Here is a 17,516-nt window from a genome sequence, read left to right on the forward strand (position 1 = left end):
GTACCGAGCGGGCCGGGGTCCGGAGCGCGGCGGGGGGCCGGAGTGCACCGGGGGTCCGGAGCGCGGCGGGGGTCCGAGCGCGCGGGGGGTCCGGGGCGCGGCGGGGGGCCGGGGCGCGGCGGGGGTCCGGAGCGCGGCGGGGGGCCGGAGTGCGCCGGGGGCGGGCGCACGCCCTGCCCTCCTCGGCCCGGCCCCTAATATGCTCAACGGTGGATCACCCGATCCGCCATCGCCAGGACGGCGACAGGGGAGGAAGCCCGGTGCGAATCCGGCGCGGTCCCGCCACTGTGAGCCCGGCCCCGCAAGGGTCCGGGTGAGCCAGGAACTCCCTTCCCCGCAACGCCCGGCTCCGGCCGGGCGGGGGAGACCCCACACACCACCCGGGGCGCGGACACCCCGAGGAAGGCCGATGCCGCATGCAGCATTCATCCGGGCCCCGCATCCTGCTCCTGTCGACGTCCGACACCGATCTGCTCAGCGCCCGGGCCGCCGAAGGCCCGGTGGCCTACCGCTTCGCGAACCCCTCCCGGCTGCCGCTGGACGACCTGCCCGGCCTCCTCGACGGCGTCGACCTGGTCGTCGTCCGCCTCCTGGGCGGCATCCGCGCCTGGCAGGAGGGCCTGGACCTGCTGCTCGCCGACGGCCGGCCGGTCGTCGTCCTCACCGGTGAACAGGCCCCGGACGCCCAGCTCATGGCGGCCTCCACGGTCCCCGTCGGCATCGCCGCCGAGGCGCACGCCTACCTCGCGCACGGCGGCCCCGCCAACCTGGAGCAGCTCGCCCGCTTCCTCTCCGACACCGTCCTGCTCACCGGCCACGGCTTCGAGGCGCCCGCGCCCGCGCCGACCTGGGGCCCGCTGGAGCGCACCGCCCCGGCGGGCGAGGGCCCGGTCGTCGCCGTGCTCTACTACCGCGCCCACCACATGAGCGGCAACACCGCCTTCGTGCACGCCCTGTGCGACGCCGTCGAGGCGGCGGGCGGACGGCCGCTGCCGCTGTACGTGGCCTCGCTGCGCGCCCCCGAGCCCGAGCTGATCGAGGAGCTGCGCGCCGCCGACGCCATCGTCACCACGGTCCTCGCGGCGGGCGGCACCAAGCCCGCAGAGGCTTCGGCAGGTGGCGACGACGAGTCCTGGGACGCGGGGGCGCTCGCCGCCCTGGACGTGCCGATCCTCCAGGCGCTGTGCCTGACCGGCTCGCGCGCCGACTGGGAGGACAACGACGAGGGCGTCTCGCCGCTGGACGCGGCCAGCCAGATCGCCGTGCCGGAGTTCGACGGCCGCCTGATCACCGTGCCGTTCTCCTTCAAGGAGATCGACGCGGACGGCCTGCCCGCGTACGTCGCCGACCCCGAGCGCGCGGCCCGCGTCGCCGGGATCGCCGTACGCCACGCGCGCCTCAAGCACATCCCGGCCGCCGACAAGCGCCTCGCCCTGGTCCTCTCCGCGTACCCGACCAAGCACTCCCGCATCGGCAACGCCGTCGGCCTGGACACCCCCGCGAGCGCGGTGGCGCTGCTCCGCCGCCTGCGGGAGGAGGGCTACGACTTCGGGGACGCCGAGATCCCCGGGCTCGTCTCCGGGGACGGCGACGAGCTGATCCGCGCGCTCATCGACGCGGGCGGCCACGACCAGGACTGGCTCACCGAGGAGCAGCTCGCGAAGAACCCGGTGCGCATCCCGGCCGCCGACTACAAGCGCTGGTACGCCACGCTGCCCGAGGAGCTGCGCACGGCCGTCGAGGAGCACTGGGGCCCGCCGCCCGGCGAGATGTTCGTCGACCGCAGCGCCAACCCGGAGGGCGACATCGTCCTCGCCGCCCTGCGGTACGGGAACCTGCTGATCCTCATCCAGCCGCCGCGCGGCTTCGGCGAGAACCCCATCGCGATCTACCACGACCCGGACCTGCCGCCCTCGCACCACTACCTGGCGGCCTACCGCTGGATCGCGGCCCCGGCCGCCGACGGCGGCTTCGGCGCCGACGCGATGGTCCACCTGGGCAAGCACGGCAACCTGGAGTGGCTGCCCGGCAAGAACGCGGGCCTGTCCGCCGCCTGCGCGCCCGACGCCGCCCTCGGCGACGTCCCGCTCGTCTACCCGTTCCTGGTCAACGACCCGGGCGAGGGCACCCAGGCCAAGCGCCGCGTGCACGCCACGCTCGTCGACCACCTCGTACCGCCCATGGCGCGCGCCGACTCCTACGGCGACATCGCGCGCCTGGAGCAGCTCCTGGACGAGTACGCGCAGATCAGCTCGATGGACCCGGCGAAGCTCCCGGCGATCCGCGCGCAGATCTGGACCCTCATCCAGGCCGCGCGGCTCGACCACGACCTCGGCCTGGAGGACCGGCCCGACGACGACGGCTTCGACGACTTCCTGCTGCACGTCGACGGCTGGCTGTGCGAGGTCAAGGACGCCCAGATCCGCGACGGCCTGCACGTCCTCGGCACCCCGCCGGGCGGCGCGGACCGCGTCAACCTCGTCCTCGCCATCCTGCGCGCCCGCCAGATCTGGGGCGGCACCACCGCCCTGCCCGGCCTGCGCGAGGCCCTCGGCCTGGACGAGTCGGCGGCCACGCGCACCACGGCCGACGCCGCCGAGGAGCAGGCCCGCGCGCTGGTGACGGCCATGGAGGACGCGGACTGGGACCTGGCGGCCGTACCGGCGGCGGTGGCGTCGGTCGCCGGGGACCGGCGCGAGCAGGTCGCGGCGGTCCTGGAGTTCGCCGCCCGCGAGGTGGTGCGGCGCCTGGCGGCGACCACGGCCGAGCTCGACCACGCCGTGCACGCCCTGAACGGCGGCTTCGTCCCGGCGGGCCCCTCCGGCTCCCCGCTGCGCGGCCTGGTCAACGTCCTGCCGACGGGCCGCAACTTCTACTCCGTCGACCCCAAGGCCGTGCCGTCCCGCCTCGCCTGGGAGACGGGCCAGGCCCTCGCCGACTCCCTCCTGGAGCGCTACCGCCGGGACAACGGGGAGTGGCCCGCCTCGGTCGGCCTGTCCCTGTGGGGCACCAGCGCGATGCGCACCGCGGGCGACGACGTGGCCGAGGCCCTGGCGCTGCTCGGCGTCCGCCCGGTCTGGGACGACGCCTCCCGCCGTGTCACGGGCCTGGAGCCGATCCCGTACGAGGAGCTGGGCCGGCCGCGCATCGACGTGACGCTGCGCATCTCCGGCTTCTTCCGCGACGCGTTCCCGCACACGATCGGCCTCCTGGACGACGCGGTGCGCCTCGCGGCCTCGCTGGAGGAGCCCGCCGAGGCCAACCACGTCCGGGCCCACGTCCAGGCCGACCTCGCCGAGCACGGCGACGAGCGCCGCGCCACCACCCGCATCTTCGGCTCCCGCCCCGGCACGTACGGCGCGGGCCTGCTCCAGCTCATCGACTCCAAGGACTGGCGCACGGACGCGGACCTCGCCGAGGTCTACACGGTCTGGGGCGGCTACGCCTACGGCCGCGGCCTGGAGGGCCGCTCGGCCCGTACCGAGATGGAGACGGCGTACAAGCGCATCGCGGTCGCGGCCAAGAACACCGACACCCGCGAGCACGACATCGCCGACTCCGACGACTACTTCCAGTACCACGGCGGCATGGTCGCCACGGTGAAGGCGCTGCGCGGCGGCAAGGCCCCCGAGGCGTACATCGGCGACTCCACCCGCCCGGAGACGGTCCGCACCCGCACCCTCGTCGAGGAGACCAGCCGCGTCTTCCGCGCCCGCGTGGTGAACCCCAAGTGGATCGAGGCGATGCGCCGCCACGGCTACAAGGGCGCCTTCGAGCTGGCCGCCACCGTCGACTACCTCTTCGGCTACGACGCCACCACCGGGGTCGTCGCCGACTGGATGTACGACAAGCTCACGGAGGCCTACGTCCTGGACCCGGCCAACCGGGAGTTCCTCCAGGAGGCCAACCCCTGGGCCCTGCACGGCATCGCCGAGCGCCTGCTCGAGGCGGAGTCCCGGGGCATGTGGGAGAAGCCCGACCCGGCCGTCCTCGAGGCCCTGCGCGAGGTCTACCTGGAGACCGAGGGCGACCTGGAGGCCGACGAGTCCTGACCCGCCCCCGCACCGCTTGCCGTCCTGACGGCCGCGCCCTACGCTCCATCTGACGGTTCGTCAGATACGGGCGGGGCGCGGCCCCGGGCACCCGGCGGGCGGCAGGAGGTGCGGCATGAGCGGCACGGAGTCCGGCACCAGCGACATCCCCAGGGTCATCAGCGTCGACGACCACGTGATCGAACCGGCGCACCTCTTCGCGACCTGGCTGCCGAGGAAGTACCGCGAGAAGGGCCCCCAGCCCTTCACCGCGGGCATCGGCGAACTCCGCTACGTCGGCGGGAAGTACCGCTTCACCACCGACCCCGAGGGCCAGGTCACCGACTGGTGGCGGTACGAGGGGGAGGTCTTCCCGTACAAGCGGATCATCGCGGCCGTGGGGTTCTCGCGCGACGAGATGACCCTCGACGGCATCACCCGCGAGCAGATGCGGCCCGGCTGCTGGGACCCGAAGGCGCGCCTGGCGGACATGGACCTCAACCACGTCGAGGCCTCGCTGTGCTTCCCGACGTTCCCGCGCTTCTGCGGGCAGACGTTCGCCGAGGCCGAGGACAAGGAGGTCGCCCTTGCCTGCGTGCGGGCGTACAACGACTGGATGGTCGAGGAGTGGTGCGGGGACAGCGGCGGGCGGCTGATCCCGCTGTGCCTCGTCCCGCTGTGGGACGTGGAGCTGGCCGTCGCGGAGATCCGGCGCAACGCCGCGCGCGGCGTGCGGGCGGTGACGTTCTCCGAGATCCCGACGTACCTGGGGCTGCCGTCCATCCACTGCGGGTACTGGGACCCGTTCTTCGCCGCGTGCGAGGAGACGGGCACCGTCGTGAACATGCACATCGGCAGCAGCTCCCAGATGCCCGCCGCCTCGCCCGACGCCCCGCCGGCCGTGCAGGCCACGCTCTCCTTCAACAACGCCATGGCGTCGATGACGGACTTCCTGTTCTCCGGGGTCCTGGTGCGCTTCCCGCGGCTGAAACTGGCGTACAGCGAGGGGCAGATGGGCTGGATTCCGTACGCCCTTGAGCGCGCCGACGACGTGTGGGAGGAGCACCGCGCCTGGGGCGGGGTGCGGGACCTGATCCCCGAGCCGCCGTCGACGTACTACTACCGGCAGGTCTTCTGCTGCTTCTTCCGCGACAAGCACGGCATCGAGGCCATCGACACCGTCGGCGTGGACAACGCCACCTTCGAGACCGACTACCCGCACGTCGACTCGACCTGGCCGCACACCAAGCAGGTGGCCGCCGAGCACGTGGCCGGGCTGCCGGACGAGGTGGCGTACAAGCTGCTCCGCGGCAACGCGATTCGTATGCTGGACCTGCCGTTCGACCGGGACCGGACGGCCGCGGCCACCGCCTGACCCGGGCCCCCGGTTCCCGCCGGGCCCCGGCGCCGCGGTCCGCGCACGCGAGGCGGAGGGGGCGGGGAGCGGATGGGCGGCGCGGTGACAGGGGCCCTGGCCACGCTGGGCCGGCGGTACGTGCGCGACGCCCCCGGCACCCTCGGCAAGGCCGTGCTCGCCACCCGGTTCCTCAACCCCTGGCTGCGGGACCACCCGCGCCGCAGGGTCGTCGAGACGGTCTTCGGCGCCCGGTTCGCCGTCGACACCCAGGACCTCATCCAGCGCTACATCTACCTCTTCGGCGTCTGGGAGCCGCACCTGACGCGCTGGCTCCGCGACCGGCTGCGCCCCGGCGACGTCTTCGTGGACGTCGGCGCGAACATCGGCTACCTCAGCGTGCTCGCCTCGCGCCTGGTCGGCCCGGCGGGCCGGGTGGTCGCCGTCGAGGCCTCGCCCGACCTCCACCGGCAGGTGCTTCGCCACCGGGAGCTCAACGGCTGCGCCAACCTCCGCGCGGTCAACGCCGCCGTCTCCGACCGCCCCGAGACGCTCACCTTCGTCCTGGCCAGCGCGTGCAACCGCGGCGCGAACAGCGTCGTCCCGTGGGACGGGCCGGTGGAGTCCCGCTTCGAGACGCGCGCCGTCCCGCTGCCCGACCTCCTGGAGCCCGGCGAACTGGCCCGTGCCCGGGTGATCAAGGTGGACGTCGAGGGCGCCGAGGGCGGCGTCGTCCGCGGCCTCGCCCCCGCCCTCGGCCGGCTGCGGCCGGACGTGGAGATCGCCGTGGAGGTCACCCCGGACCGGATGGCGCGGCTCGGCGACAGCGTCGACGAGCTCCTGGCGACGATGCGCGCGCACGGCTTCCACACGTACCGCCTGGCCAACGACTACGCGCCCGGCAGCTACCCGGCGGCCGTCCGCCACGCGCGGTGCGTGCCGGTCCGCTGGCGCGAACCCGTGCGCGGCGAGAGCGACCTGGTCTTCTCGCGGGTGGACGCAGAGACGCTGGGGTGACGCGGCCGCACCCGGGCGGTGCTCCGGGGCCCGGCCGGGGTCAGCCGAGGTGACCGGGGTCAGCCGGGGCGATCCGGATCAGCCGAGGTGGCCCCGATCAGCCGAGGTGGCCCGGGTAGTGCCACCGCAGGTCCGCCAGGGCCCGGGCCCGGGACTCCACCACGGCCATGCGCGCGGTGCGCTCCGCGGTGTCGGTGTGCGCGGCCTGGCCGGTGACCTGGCCCTCCCACTTGCGGTAGAGCAGCCCGGCCTCGGCGGAGAACCAGCCGCGCGCCACCATGTTGAGGGCCAGGAGCAGGCCGGTGTCCTCCGAGGCGGGCAGCGCCATCCAGCCGCCGACGGCCACGAGCAGCTCGCGGCGCACGCACAGCGTCGCCGGGTGCACCGGGGCGCGGTAGCCGTTCGCCTTCCAGCAGCGCAGCAGGGTCTCGCGCTCGACCGGGCCGTGGCAGGGGTCGCCGGGGAAGCCGGCCGTCGACCCGTCGGGCAGCAGGTCGAGCACCCGCGACGTCGCCCAGCCGAGAGTCGGGTCGCCCTCCAGCGCCGCCAGGTCGCGGGCGAGCGCGCCCGGCGTGAGCTGGTCGTCGGCGTCCAGGACCTTCACGTACGCGCCGTCGGCGTGGGCGAGGGCCATGGTGCGGGCCACGCCGGGGCCGCCCGCCCGGCCCTGGAGGAAGGTCACCCGGCTGTCCCGGGGCACGTGGCGGCGGACCTCGTCGCCCTGCCCGTCCTCCTGGACCACCCAGTGCCACTGCCAGCCCCGCGGTAACTCCTGCCGGCACAGGGACGCATAGGCGTCCGGCAGATAGCGGGCGGAGGGCGCGTGCACGGCCGTGACCACGACGACGCGCCGGCGCGCGGCGCTCACCGCGTTTCCCCGTTCCGTTTTTGCCTCGGAGGAAAGTCGGGCCGCTTCCCGGAGTTTCGGACCGGTTTCCCCGGCGGTAATCCGGGCGGGTTCGCCGAGGGGTTCGCCAGGGGGTTCGTCGAGAGGGTCACCGATGGGGTCGCCGACGGGTTCGCCGAGGGGGCCGCGATATTGCCCGACCAGCCGGTATGTGTGTGGCGAAACGGCCTTTTCGGCACATGGAACGGCCCGATCGCTGGCGACGGGGGATGCACCAGCGATCGGGCTCTGCCCCACCGTACCAAGGCCGCCCGCGCCACAAGCGAACTGCCTGGCTCAACGGGAGAGTTGTGACCGGGATCACGTACGGGCCGAACGGGCCCGGCGGGCCGGCCGGACGGGGCGTATCCCATAGGGGTCACTTCTCGCACGGGGGCGCGTAGGGGAGGCGTGGCATATATTCACGCCAGTTCTTGCGTATCAGAACACCGCGCGTGGTCGAGCAGATACGCCGAATCGCCGCCTTGGCGTCCAAGTTCCACAGCCGGACGGTATCGGTGCCGCTGGCGACGCCGAGCATGTGGCTTTGCGGGCTGAACGACAAAAACCCGCCCGTCTTGGCATTGGGGCTCATCGACTGCCCGATGGGCGAGGCCCTGGCGGCGTGGGCGACGTCCCAGAGCCGGACGGTGTTGTCGTGGCTGCCGGTCGCCAGGGTGCGGCCGTCCTGGCTGAACGTCAGCGACACGATCGCGTCCGTGTGACCCGTCAGGGACGCCTCGAAACGGGCCCCGCCGGGCGGGCCGCCCACCCGCCAGAGCCGGACCGTGCCGTCGTCGCTGCCACTGGCCAGGGTGCGGCCGTCCGGCCCGTAGGCCAGCTTGTTGACCGGCCCGAGGTGCCCCTCGAGGGGCGCGCCCCGCCGGCCGGGGCGCGCCGGGTCCGCCACGTCCCACAGCCGGACCGTGCCGTCGGAGCTGCCGCTGGCGAGGGTGGCGCCGTCCGCGGCGAAGGCGAGGGAGTTGACGTAGCCCTTGTGGCCGGTGAGCGGGGTGCCGAGGCGGCGGACGCGGGAGAAGTCGCGCACGTCCCAGAGCTGCACCGTCCGGTCGACGTAGGGAGTGGCCAGCGTGCGCCCGTCCGGACTGAAGGCCAGCGCCGCCGCGAACCGCGTCCGCAGCGTCACGGACCTCCCGTACGGGACCGGGCGCGCCGGGTCGGAGACGTTCCACAGCCGCACCGTGCGGTCCCCGGTCAGCACCGCGAGCGTGCGCCCGTCGGGCGAGAACACCAGCGTACGGACGTACTCCTCGCCCGGCTTGAACGAACGCCCGATCGCCACCGGCCGGTTGGGCCGCCGCACGTCCCACAGCCGGACCCGGTCGTCGCGCCCGGCCGTGGCCAGCACCTTCCCGTCGGGGCGGAACGTACCGGTCCGGCCGATCATGTCCGACGTCGGGATGGACCACAGGCGCACCTTGGCGTCGCCGCTCCCGGTGGCGAGCGTCCTCCCGTCGGGGCTGAAGCCGAGGGCGTACATCTCGCCGCTGCCGCCGGTCAGGTGCTCGCCGACCTGCGAGGGGCGCGCCGGGTCGCTGACGTTCCACAGACTCGCCGTGGAGTCGGCGCTGGCGGCCGCCAGCATCGTCCCGGCCGCGTTGAAGTCCACCGACCACAGGGGGCCGGTGTGCCCGGTGAGCGGCGAGCCGAGGGGCCTGCCGCGGCGGGGGTCGGCGACGTTCCAGAGCCGGATGGTGTTGTCGACGCCGCCGCTGGCGAGCGTCCGGCCGTCGGGGCTGAAGTCCACGGAGTGCACGGTGCTCTTGTGGCCTCTCAGCACGGTGCCGGCCGGGCGCGGGCGGTCCCGGTCCGCCATGTCCCACAGCCGGATGGTGCCGTCGTCGCCCCCGGCCGCGAGCGTCCGCCCGTCGGGCCGGAACGCCACCGAACGCACCGCGGCCGTATGGCCCTTCAGGGCGCCGAGCGCCCGCGGGCGGCGCGGGTCGGCCACGTTCCACAGCCCTACGGTGTGGTTGTCGTTGGCGGAGACCAGCGTCCGCCCGTCCGGGGAGAAGGCCAGCAGGTAGACGGTGCCGCCGCGACCGGGCACCGGCGCGCCAAGCGGCCGCGGCCGGCGCGGGTCGCGCACGTCCCACAGCCGTACGGTGCCGTCGTCGGAGGCGCTGGCGAGCAGGGTGCCGTCCGGGCTGAACACGGCGGTGCTCACCCAGCTCCGGTGGCCGGTCAGCGCCTTGCCGAGGGGCTTGGGGCGGCCGGGGTCGGACACGTCCCACAGCCGGACGGTCCGGTCGTAGCTGGCGGAGGCCAGCAGCTGTCCGTCCGGGCGGAACGAGGTGAGGTAGACGGCGCCGGTGTGGCCGAGCAGCGGCGTGGCCAGGGGCGCGTTCACGATGGAGACCAGGCGGTTGCGCGTGCCCTCGTCCCGGGGCCGCAGCCGGTGCGCCACCAGCGCGAGCTGGGCGGACAGGGACGGGTCGGTGTCCTCGGCCCGATCGGCCTCGGCGACCACCTGCGCGAACACCGCGTCGTTGCGCTCCGACACCGCGTCGTTGCGCTGCTGCCCCGCCACCACCGCCGAGACGACGGCGAGCAGCGCGAGCACGACCAGCGCCGCCACTGCGCCCCGGCTGATCCACAGCGTGCGCCTGCGCAGCCCGGCCGACGCGGCCAGGAACTGCGCCGCGCCCCGCGTCAGCAGGGTGGCGTCGGCGGACTCGGCCCAGGCGCGGGCCTGTTCGAGGCGGGAGCCGCGGTAGAGCAGGGACGGGTCGCGGCCGGAGTCCTCCCAGGTCCGGCTGTCCTCCTCCAGGCGCTGGCGGAGCAGGTGGTCGCTGCGGCCCTCGTCGATCCAGTCCCGCAGCCGGGGCCAGGCGTGCAGCAGGGCCTCGTGGGTGATCTCCACGGTGTCCGCGTCGAGCGTCACCAGGCGGGCCCGGACCAGGGCCTCCAGCGACTCCTCGGTCTTGCCGGGGTTCGCCGACTCCTCCGCGAGCTGGCGCCGGGTGCCGCGCCGGCGGGTGGCGTGGGTGTCCTCGCCGAGCCGGACCAGGCGGAGCAGCAGCAGCCGGGCGGCCGCGCGGGCCGCCGGGTCGAGCCCGGACCAGGCGCGCTCGGCGGTCGCGGCCACCGCGCCCTGGATGCCGCCGGCCGCGCGGTAGCCCGCCACCGTGAGCTTGCCGGTCTTGCGCCGCTGCCAGGTGGCGAGCAGCGCGTGCGACAGGAGCGGCAGCACGCCCGCGTCGTGGGCGCCGCGGGGCTCGTCCGTGCTCACCTCCCGGACGATGAGCTCCGCGAGCCCCGGCTCCAGTTCGAGCCCCACGGCCTTGGCGGGCCCGGTCACCGCCTGCCGCAGCTCGGCGGTGGTCAGCGGCCCGAGCACCATGTGCCGGTGCTGCAGCGCGTCGGCCAGCTCCGGGTACCCGAGGCAGGCCTCGTAGAAGTCGGCGCGCACCCCGAGGACGACGAGCGCGGAGGCGGACGCGCCCGCCTCGCCGGGCGAGCACAGGGCGTGCAGCAGCTGTACGAAGTCCCGCCGCTCGGCCTCGTCCGGGCAGAGGGTGAACGCCTCCTCGAACTGGTCCACGATGACGACGGGCCGCCCCCCGGCCGGCGCCACCCGCCCCGCCCAGGCGGCGACGGCCTCCCGCACGCGGTCCGCGGGGGAGCTACGGGACGGGGGAGTCGGGTGATCGAGCCCGGGTATGAGCCGCGCCAGCTCCGCGACGGGCTCGGTGCCGGGGACGAGGGGGACCACCGGCCCGACCGGGAGGTCGTCGCCGAGGGCGCCGCTCTGCAGGGCGGGCACCAGACCGGCGTGCAGCAGCGAGGACTTCCCCGCGCCGGAGGCGCCCACGAGCATGACCAGGCCACCGGTCCTGCCGGCCGCGCGGAGCTGGGCGACGAGGGCCTCGGTGCTCCGCTCCCGGCCGAAGAACCACTGGGCGTCCTGCCTGCGGTACGAGGCGAGGCCGCGGTACGGACACACGGTGGGCGCGGCGGCCGCGTCGGCGGACCGCTCCTCGCCGTCCGGGGGCGCGGCGGCGGTGTCGCCGACGGGGTCGGCGACGGCGCTGGCCCACAGGCGCTGCCAGTGGGTGAGGTCGTACAGGCCGGTGGAGACGGGCACCGGCCGCTCGCGCCGCGCCTCGGGGATCAGGACGTGCAGGACCGCGGCGAGGGCGGCGAACTGGGCGGGCACGTTCTTGGCCCGCCGCCAGTCGCTGATCCGCTGGGCGGAGACGCGCACGGGCCGCCCGCGCTCGTCGGCGCGCTGCAGCCGCGCGACCGAGTCGGACACGCGCTTGAGGGGAGGGTTGCCGGCTTCCTGGTACAGCAGGGCGAGTCGTTCCGCGAAGGCTGTGCGTGCCCCTGAGTCGGAGCTCAAGGCCTCCTCCCCTCCCTGCCGCCGAGCCTGACCGTCCGGACCGGAAAACTCACTCTATCTGCCTGACCTGCGGGGACGAGGGCTGGACGACCCCGGAACCTCCTCGCGGCAGCCCAAGAATGGCAGGATCGCGGCGCAGTAGCGATGGCACCGAGCGGTGTCGGAGCAGGCCGCCGGGCCGAGGCCCGGAGAGGCGGCTGCCGACCCCGCGCCTTCTCGGCTGGTTTTCGCCGGAGTGACGCAGTGGCGGCGAGGCACCCCTCCTCGCGCGCACCCGGCGATCCCCCAAGACCGGCCAGGCCCGGACCGCACCCCCACGGCGCGGCTCCGGGCCACCTCCACCTGGTGCCCGCACGGGCTGGGGCTTGTCCGTGCTCCCGCCTGGGACGGGCTGCCCGCGTCTCCCGGGGCTTCCGGGGCTCGGGCTGCCCGGGGTTCCTGGGACACGGGGCTCCCTGGGACACGGGCTCCCCGGGGCGGGTCGTCCGCGCTCCCGGGGCACGGACCGCCCGCGCTCCTCCGGGAGCACGGGCCGCCGCCCGCGTCGGCCGGTACCGGTCCTCACGAGGGGAGGGACCGGCACCGCCCCGACGCGCGGCGCGAACGGCCACCGGCCCACCCCTCGACCCATGCCTCTCCACCCCGTGGAACTGCGCCGGAAACGAGAGACGACGCGAGACGACGAGAGACGACACAACGTTCCCAGGAACTCTCCGCGTCATGCGTATTCGGTCAACTCCGGCCGAGAGGCAGCGAAACAGGCCACATCCGGTCCCGTCTGTTCTCCGGTACCCGACCCGGCGCCACCATGGTCGGCTCGCAGGGCGCGCCGCGCCGTGGGGAGCAAGCCTGGGGGTGCTGATGAAACGCGTGTGGCCGCCGTCCTCATTTCTCGGCCGGTTGCAGCCCGCGACACGGGAGGAACTCCTGCACCAGGGCACCCCGATGACCTACCCGCCGAACCGGGCCCTGCTCCAGCAGGGCGACGAGAGCCGGCACGTCCTGCTGCTCACGGGCGGTGTCGTGAAGGTCGTCGCCAGCGCGGAGTGCGGCTACGAGATGCTGCTCGCCGTCCGTATAGCCGGTGACCTGGTCGGAGAGATGGCGGCCTTCGAGGAGCGCCCCCGGTCCGGCACAGTGATCGCATGCGGTGACGTGACCGCGCGGATCATCCAGATGCGGACACTGGAGACCTTCCTCTCCCGCCACCCGGACGCCATGCGAGCCATCCTCCACATGCTCTGCGCCCGGCTCCGCTGGGCCAACCGGCGTCGCATCGACTTCCAGGCCTACGACTCGCTGACCCGGCTGGCCCGGGTCCTCGCCGAGCTGTGCCAGGCCTACGCCCAGCCCGCCCCGGACGGCGACGGCAGGCGGTGCGACCTCGGCGTGACGCTGACCCAGAGGGAACTCGCGTCGTTGGCCGGACTCAAGCTCAACACGGCCGAGAAGAAGCTGGCCGAGCTGACGGCGCAGGGCCTCGTGGAACGCAGCTACAGAAACATCACCATCTGTGACGTTCCGAAACTCTTCGAATTCGCCAGAGTCGTCGCCGACAACCCGTACTGATACGGAATCACCTCGGGAACTCTCTCCTAGCCTCTCGGGCAGCACTTCGCGGGCGTACTCCGCCCCCTGTCCGCTCGGAGAGGAAAGATCAGTTGGCTGCGTGGCCTGATTTCCATCCCTGCACCTGCATAGCCGTGGACGCACAGGCCTATGGGAGCAACAACGACCGTAGGCAGTCAGAAATCCAGCACGACCTGCCGCGGCTTCTCGACCGCGCCGCCAGGCGCGCGGGCATGGACCGCACGCAATGGCAGATCCAGTGCAAGGGCGACGAACAACTGGCGGTGCGGCCCCTCGACGGCGGGGAACCCCGTCTGGTCGACGACTACGTCCGCCATCTCGTCGCCGAACTGCGCGAGTACAACGCCCAGCGCGTCCCGCAGGCTCGCATGCGCCTACGGGCCGCGCTCCACCAGGGACTGGTGGAGCTGGCCGACAACGGCTTCGCCGGCACGGCCGTGGTGGCCACGGCGCGCCTGCTGAACGCGCCACCCCTGTACGAGGCGCTGGCGGCGCACCCCGGAGCCGACCTGGCGGTGCTGCTGTCCGACGACGTCTACCGCTCCACGGTCGCGGGCGGCCACACCGCGATGAGTCCCGGGGACTTCACCCGCGTCGCCGTCCAGGTGAAGGAGTACGAGGCGACGGCGTGGTTGCACGTGCCCGCGCACGGCACGGCGACCGCCGCTCCACAAGAACCCGGGACCGCGGACACGGGGAGCCCCGCGGTCCCGGCACCGGGGGAGCCCGCGGCCGGCCGGCGGGGGCCGGCCGCGGGCGGAACCGACAGGGTCGGGATCAGCAACGCGTACAGCGCCGAGAACATCAACGTCACCAACGTCGCCGGCGCCGTGGACGCCCGGGGCGCCGTCTTCGGCTTCGGGAGCGCCGGTGGCTGACCCGGACCAGGACATCGGGCCGGCCGTCCCGCCCGTACCCACCGCTGACGGGTACGACGAGACGCCCGTACCCGAGGCGCCCGACGGCGTACCGGAAGCCGGGGATGGGGCCCGAGCCCCGGACGTGGGCCCCGGCACGGCGTCCGAGCCGCGGCCGGAGCCGGACGAACGCGAGGAGGACGACCGGGGCTACGACGACCTGCGCCGTGTCCACCAACTGGTCAACAACAACTTCTACGGTGTCGTCGACGCCTCGGGAGCGGCCTTCGGCTTCGGTGGCACGTCGTCTCCGGGCCTCGCCCCCGGCAGCATCGAGCCCGAGGAGACGGACCGCGCCCTGCGCTTCTACGTCCCGCCGCGGCCCTGTTTCGACGAGGCGCTCCGCAAGCTGCGCGAGGACGCCCTCGTCGTCCTGATCGGCCAGGAGAACCGGGGCCGGGGAGCCGGCTCCCTCGCTCTGCTCAGGGAGATCCTGGGCGAGGGGGCCAAGCTGCGCAGCCTGTCGCCCGCCAACGCGCTCGCCGAACTGGCCGCGTCGCGGGACCTGAAGCCGGGTCAGGGGTACGTCATCCTCGACTACGTCGGCGAACTGGCCCAGCAGGCCGTCCAGGCCTACGAGATCCGGCGGCTGAGTGAACGCCTGCGCCGCAAAGGGTCGTACCTGGTCATCACGGCGGGTGACACGACCCGGCGGCGGCTGGCACTGCGGGACCACTGCGTGCTGTGGCAGGCCCCGGACCCCGTGGAACTGTTCGCGCACTGCCGGGAGAAGCTGCCGTACGTCGAACCGGCACCGGACGCCGAGAGGGAGCTCCTGGCGCGGATCGGCGAGCGGCAGCGGCCGGCGGACGTGGTGGCTGCGGCCGTGGCCCTGAGCGAGCAGGGCGCGGAGAAGGCTTTGGAGACCCTCCGCGACCGGTGCCGGGACCTGGTGCGGGAGCTGTTCCGCAAGCGGCCGTCCGCGGACGACCTGATCCCGCTCGCGGCCCTGGCCTTCCTGGAGGGCATACCGGAGCGGACGTTCGAGAAGGAGTGCGCCGCGCTCACCGGCCACGTGCGCGACTGGGAGCGGACCGGCGAGGCACCGGCCGCGGAACCGGACGAGGAGGCCGGGCCCGTGCCGGGCGGTGCGGTGGCCCAGCAGTCCCGGGCCAGGTGGAAGGAGCGGGCGGTGGGGCTCGTGACGACCGAGTACCGCCCGGGGCCGGGCGGGGACGAGGGGCGCAGCGAGCGGTGCCTGGTCTTCACCGAACCCCGTGTCCGCGAGTTCGTCATCGCGGAGCTGCACGACCTGTACGGCTACGAGCTCTGGTACCCGCTGCGCCGGTGGCTGGCCGACCTGGCCCTGGCGGGCGACCTGGACACGCGTATGGAGGTGGCCCGCGGCGTCGCGATCCTCGGACGGCACGCGCTCGTCGAGGTCGACGAGTACATGCTGAAGGCGTGGTCCGACGGCCTCACCAACCAGCGGGTGACGGCCGCGCTGACGTTGCAGTTCATGTGCGACGTCGAGCACCTCGCACCACAGGCGCTGACCATCGTCCTGGGCTGGACCGAGCGCAGCGGCCCGAACCGTGCCGTCACGGCGGCCATGGCGCTGACGGGCCGCCTCGGCTCCCTCTACCGGCTGCAGGCGCTCAACTCGCTCTGGGCCCTCACGCTCCGGGGGGAGCGGATCGCCTTCTCGGCCCGTCGTTCGCTGGCCCTGCTGCTGCAGAACGCCGAACACGACCCGCGCAGCGCGGTGATCATTCTGCGGTTCGTCCGCACCGTGCTCGCCCAGGAGGCGCCTCGTTCCAGGGAGCGGTCCGTCGCGCTGCGCACGGCTGTCCATCTCCTTGAGGCCACCCGGCTGGAGACCGCCGAACCCGTCACCGCGGCCCTTCTGCGTACCGTCCCGGACAGCGCCCGTCACCTCGGGGTCCTGTGGGCGGACGTCCTGCACAGCGCCAACCGGAGCCGAGCGGTCAGCGCCCTGTGCCGGACGCTGGTGCAGTTGCGGGACGACCCCTCCGTCACCGGCGCCGTACGCGAACTCGGCGAGTCCATGCGCGGCGCCATGAGCCGACACCAGTGGGCCGCGCTCAGCCACCGCCTGACCGTCGCCCTCAAGCACCCCGACTTCGCGATCCCCGGCACCCGCCAACTGGCGCGAGTGCTGCTCGGATCGCTGCGCGGCCGACCGCCGGCGGACTCCCGGCACGTGCCCGCGTCCTTCACCCGTCCGCCTACCCGCACAACCGCCCGAGGAGGCCGAAGCAAGTGAACTACCCGGTCATCGCCGAGCACGTCCTGGCCACGGTCCAGGGCACCTGGTGGTCCAGACGCCGCCGCCGGGACGACGTGCCGCAACTGCCGCCCGGAGCCGTGTACGTCTTCAGGGTGGGCGGCAACTACCGCTCGTTCCCCGAAGGCATGGTGTTCGACCCGTCCCACCCCGACGTACTCGACGCCTCCTCGGTCAGCCTGGTCGACACCCGGGCGCGCCTGGTCGAGGTCGAGCGCACCCTGCCGTCGGTGAGCGAGGCGGACAACTTCACGTTGCGGGCGTCCTTCACCTGCCAGGTGACCGACCCGGCCGTCATCGCCCGGCAGGGGATCATCGACGTGACCGTCGCGCTGCGCGCGTATCTGATGGGCGACGGTGATCTGCCGCGGGTGAGCGCCGGGCACCGCGTGGAGGAGGTCAACGCGGTACGCACCGAGGCCAGTCACCGTATGACCGCCTACAGCGCGATCGTGCCGCCGCGGGTCGCGGGCATGAGCGTGGAGTTCGTCAGCGCCGAGGTGCACGCGTCGGACGACCTGCGGGACTGGGAGCAGAGACTGCGCGACGAGCGGCGCTCCTGGGAACTGCAGCGGGGACAGCGCGACTTCGAGACCCAGGACGCGCTGCGGATCGCGGAACTCCTCTCCCAGGGGTCCGACCACGTGGACGCCTTCGGGATCGCCCGCAAGGAGATCGACGTCAGCGAGGCGGCGGACCGCATCCACCGGATCGCCGACGAGGAGTCGACACGCCGCCACGCCGCCGAGACGGCGGACCGGGCCCACGCCCAGGCGCGGGAGACGGCGGAGGCGCAGATGCGCCGCGACATGCTGCTGACACTGCTCCGGCAGATGGCCGGAAGCGAGTACGTCGACTACCACCCGATTTTCGAGCAGGTCCTGCGGGAGATGGGCGGTCGGTCCGGATCGGACACCGAAAGCGCCGCGGGCACCACCCGCATGGTGGAGCCGGGCCCGGCGCGCTCCCGCTTCGGGGAACCGGGCCGGGACGGTGGGCGTGACTCGCGGGGTGACTTCGTCAAGGACGAGGACGATCTCGTTGACTGACTTCTTGACGGACCAGGTGAGGGCTTCCGGTACGGGGGGCGGCCAAGGCGGCGGAGAC

The 17,516-nt window shown here is 73.9% G+C and carries 9 protein-coding genes and 1 riboswitch; of the genes, 7 read left to right on the plus strand and 2 right to left on the minus strand.

Going from position 1 to position 17,516, the window contains the following annotated elements; translation table 11 throughout:
* Positions 1 to 249 precede the first annotated feature (249 nt).
* A riboswitch (cobalamin riboswitch) is annotated at positions 250 to 328 on the plus strand.
* A gap of 88 nt (positions 329 to 416) precedes the next feature.
* From cobN to QK440_RS01610, 3 genes are all read left to right on the plus strand, one after another.
* Positions 417 to 4,052 (plus strand): cobaltochelatase subunit CobN, encoded by a 3,636-nt coding sequence (gene cobN, locus QK440_RS01600; RefSeq protein WP_282791096.1) that lies wholly within the window; start codon positions 417 to 419, stop codon positions 4,050 to 4,052.
* 115 nt (positions 4,053 to 4,167) lie between these two features.
* A complete protein-coding gene (locus QK440_RS01605) occupies positions 4,168 to 5,406 on the plus strand; it encodes an amidohydrolase family protein (protein WP_282791097.1) in 1,239 nt (412 codons plus the stop codon).
* A 72-nt stretch (positions 5,407 to 5,478) separates the two neighbouring features.
* Positions 5,479 to 6,402 carry an FkbM family methyltransferase gene (locus QK440_RS01610; protein WP_282791098.1) on the plus strand — a complete coding sequence of 308 codons (924 nt, stop codon included), beginning with the start codon at positions 5,479 to 5,481 and terminating at the stop codon, positions 6,400 to 6,402.
* Positions 6,403 to 6,499: 97 nt separating this feature from the next.
* On the opposite strand, the gene QK440_RS01615 is transcribed toward QK440_RS01610, so the two are convergent.
* A complete protein-coding gene (locus QK440_RS01615) occupies positions 6,500 to 7,270 on the minus strand; it encodes a glycosyltransferase (RefSeq protein ID WP_282791099.1) in 771 nt (256 codons plus the stop codon).
* A 397-nt stretch (positions 7,271 to 7,667) separates the two neighbouring features.
* Positions 7,668 to 11,654: a WD40 repeat domain-containing protein gene (locus tag QK440_RS01620; RefSeq protein ID WP_282791100.1), complete on the minus strand. Its 3,987-nt coding sequence runs from the start codon at positions 11,652 to 11,654 to the stop codon at positions 7,668 to 7,670.
* An 861-nt stretch (positions 11,655 to 12,515) separates the two neighbouring features.
* On the opposite strand from QK440_RS01620, the gene QK440_RS01625 reads away from it, so the two are divergent.
* The 4 genes from QK440_RS01625 (at position 12,516) to QK440_RS01640 (ending at position 17,458) form a co-directional block, all read left to right on the plus strand.
* The gene (locus QK440_RS01625) at positions 12,516 to 13,223 is read left to right on the plus strand and encodes a Crp/Fnr family transcriptional regulator (RefSeq protein ID WP_282791101.1); all 708 of its coding nucleotides are present in this window, start codon (positions 12,516 to 12,518) and stop codon (positions 13,221 to 13,223) included.
* A 233-nt stretch (positions 13,224 to 13,456) separates the two neighbouring features.
* A complete protein-coding gene (locus QK440_RS01630; RefSeq protein WP_282791102.1) occupies positions 13,457 to 14,122 on the plus strand; it encodes a hypothetical protein in 666 nt (221 codons plus the stop codon).
* Positions 14,115 to 16,388, plus strand: coding sequence for a hypothetical protein (locus QK440_RS01635; protein ID WP_282791103.1), 2,274 nt, complete (start codon positions 14,115 to 14,117; stop codon positions 16,386 to 16,388). The genes QK440_RS01630 and QK440_RS01635 overlap by 8 nt, the downstream gene beginning before the upstream one ends.
* Positions 16,385 to 17,458, plus strand: a complete 1,074-nt coding sequence (locus QK440_RS01640) for a hypothetical protein (RefSeq protein WP_282791104.1) — start codon at positions 16,385 to 16,387, stop codon at positions 17,456 to 17,458. The genes QK440_RS01635 and QK440_RS01640 overlap by 4 nt, the downstream gene beginning before the upstream one ends.
* The last annotated feature ends 58 nt before the right edge of the window (positions 17,459 to 17,516 follow it).

Origin of the sequence: Streptomyces sp. CC224B, from assembly GCF_030010595.1 — a bacterium.
Classification (GTDB): Bacteria; Actinomycetota; Actinomycetes; order Streptomycetales; family Streptomycetaceae; genus Streptomyces; species Streptomyces longispororuber.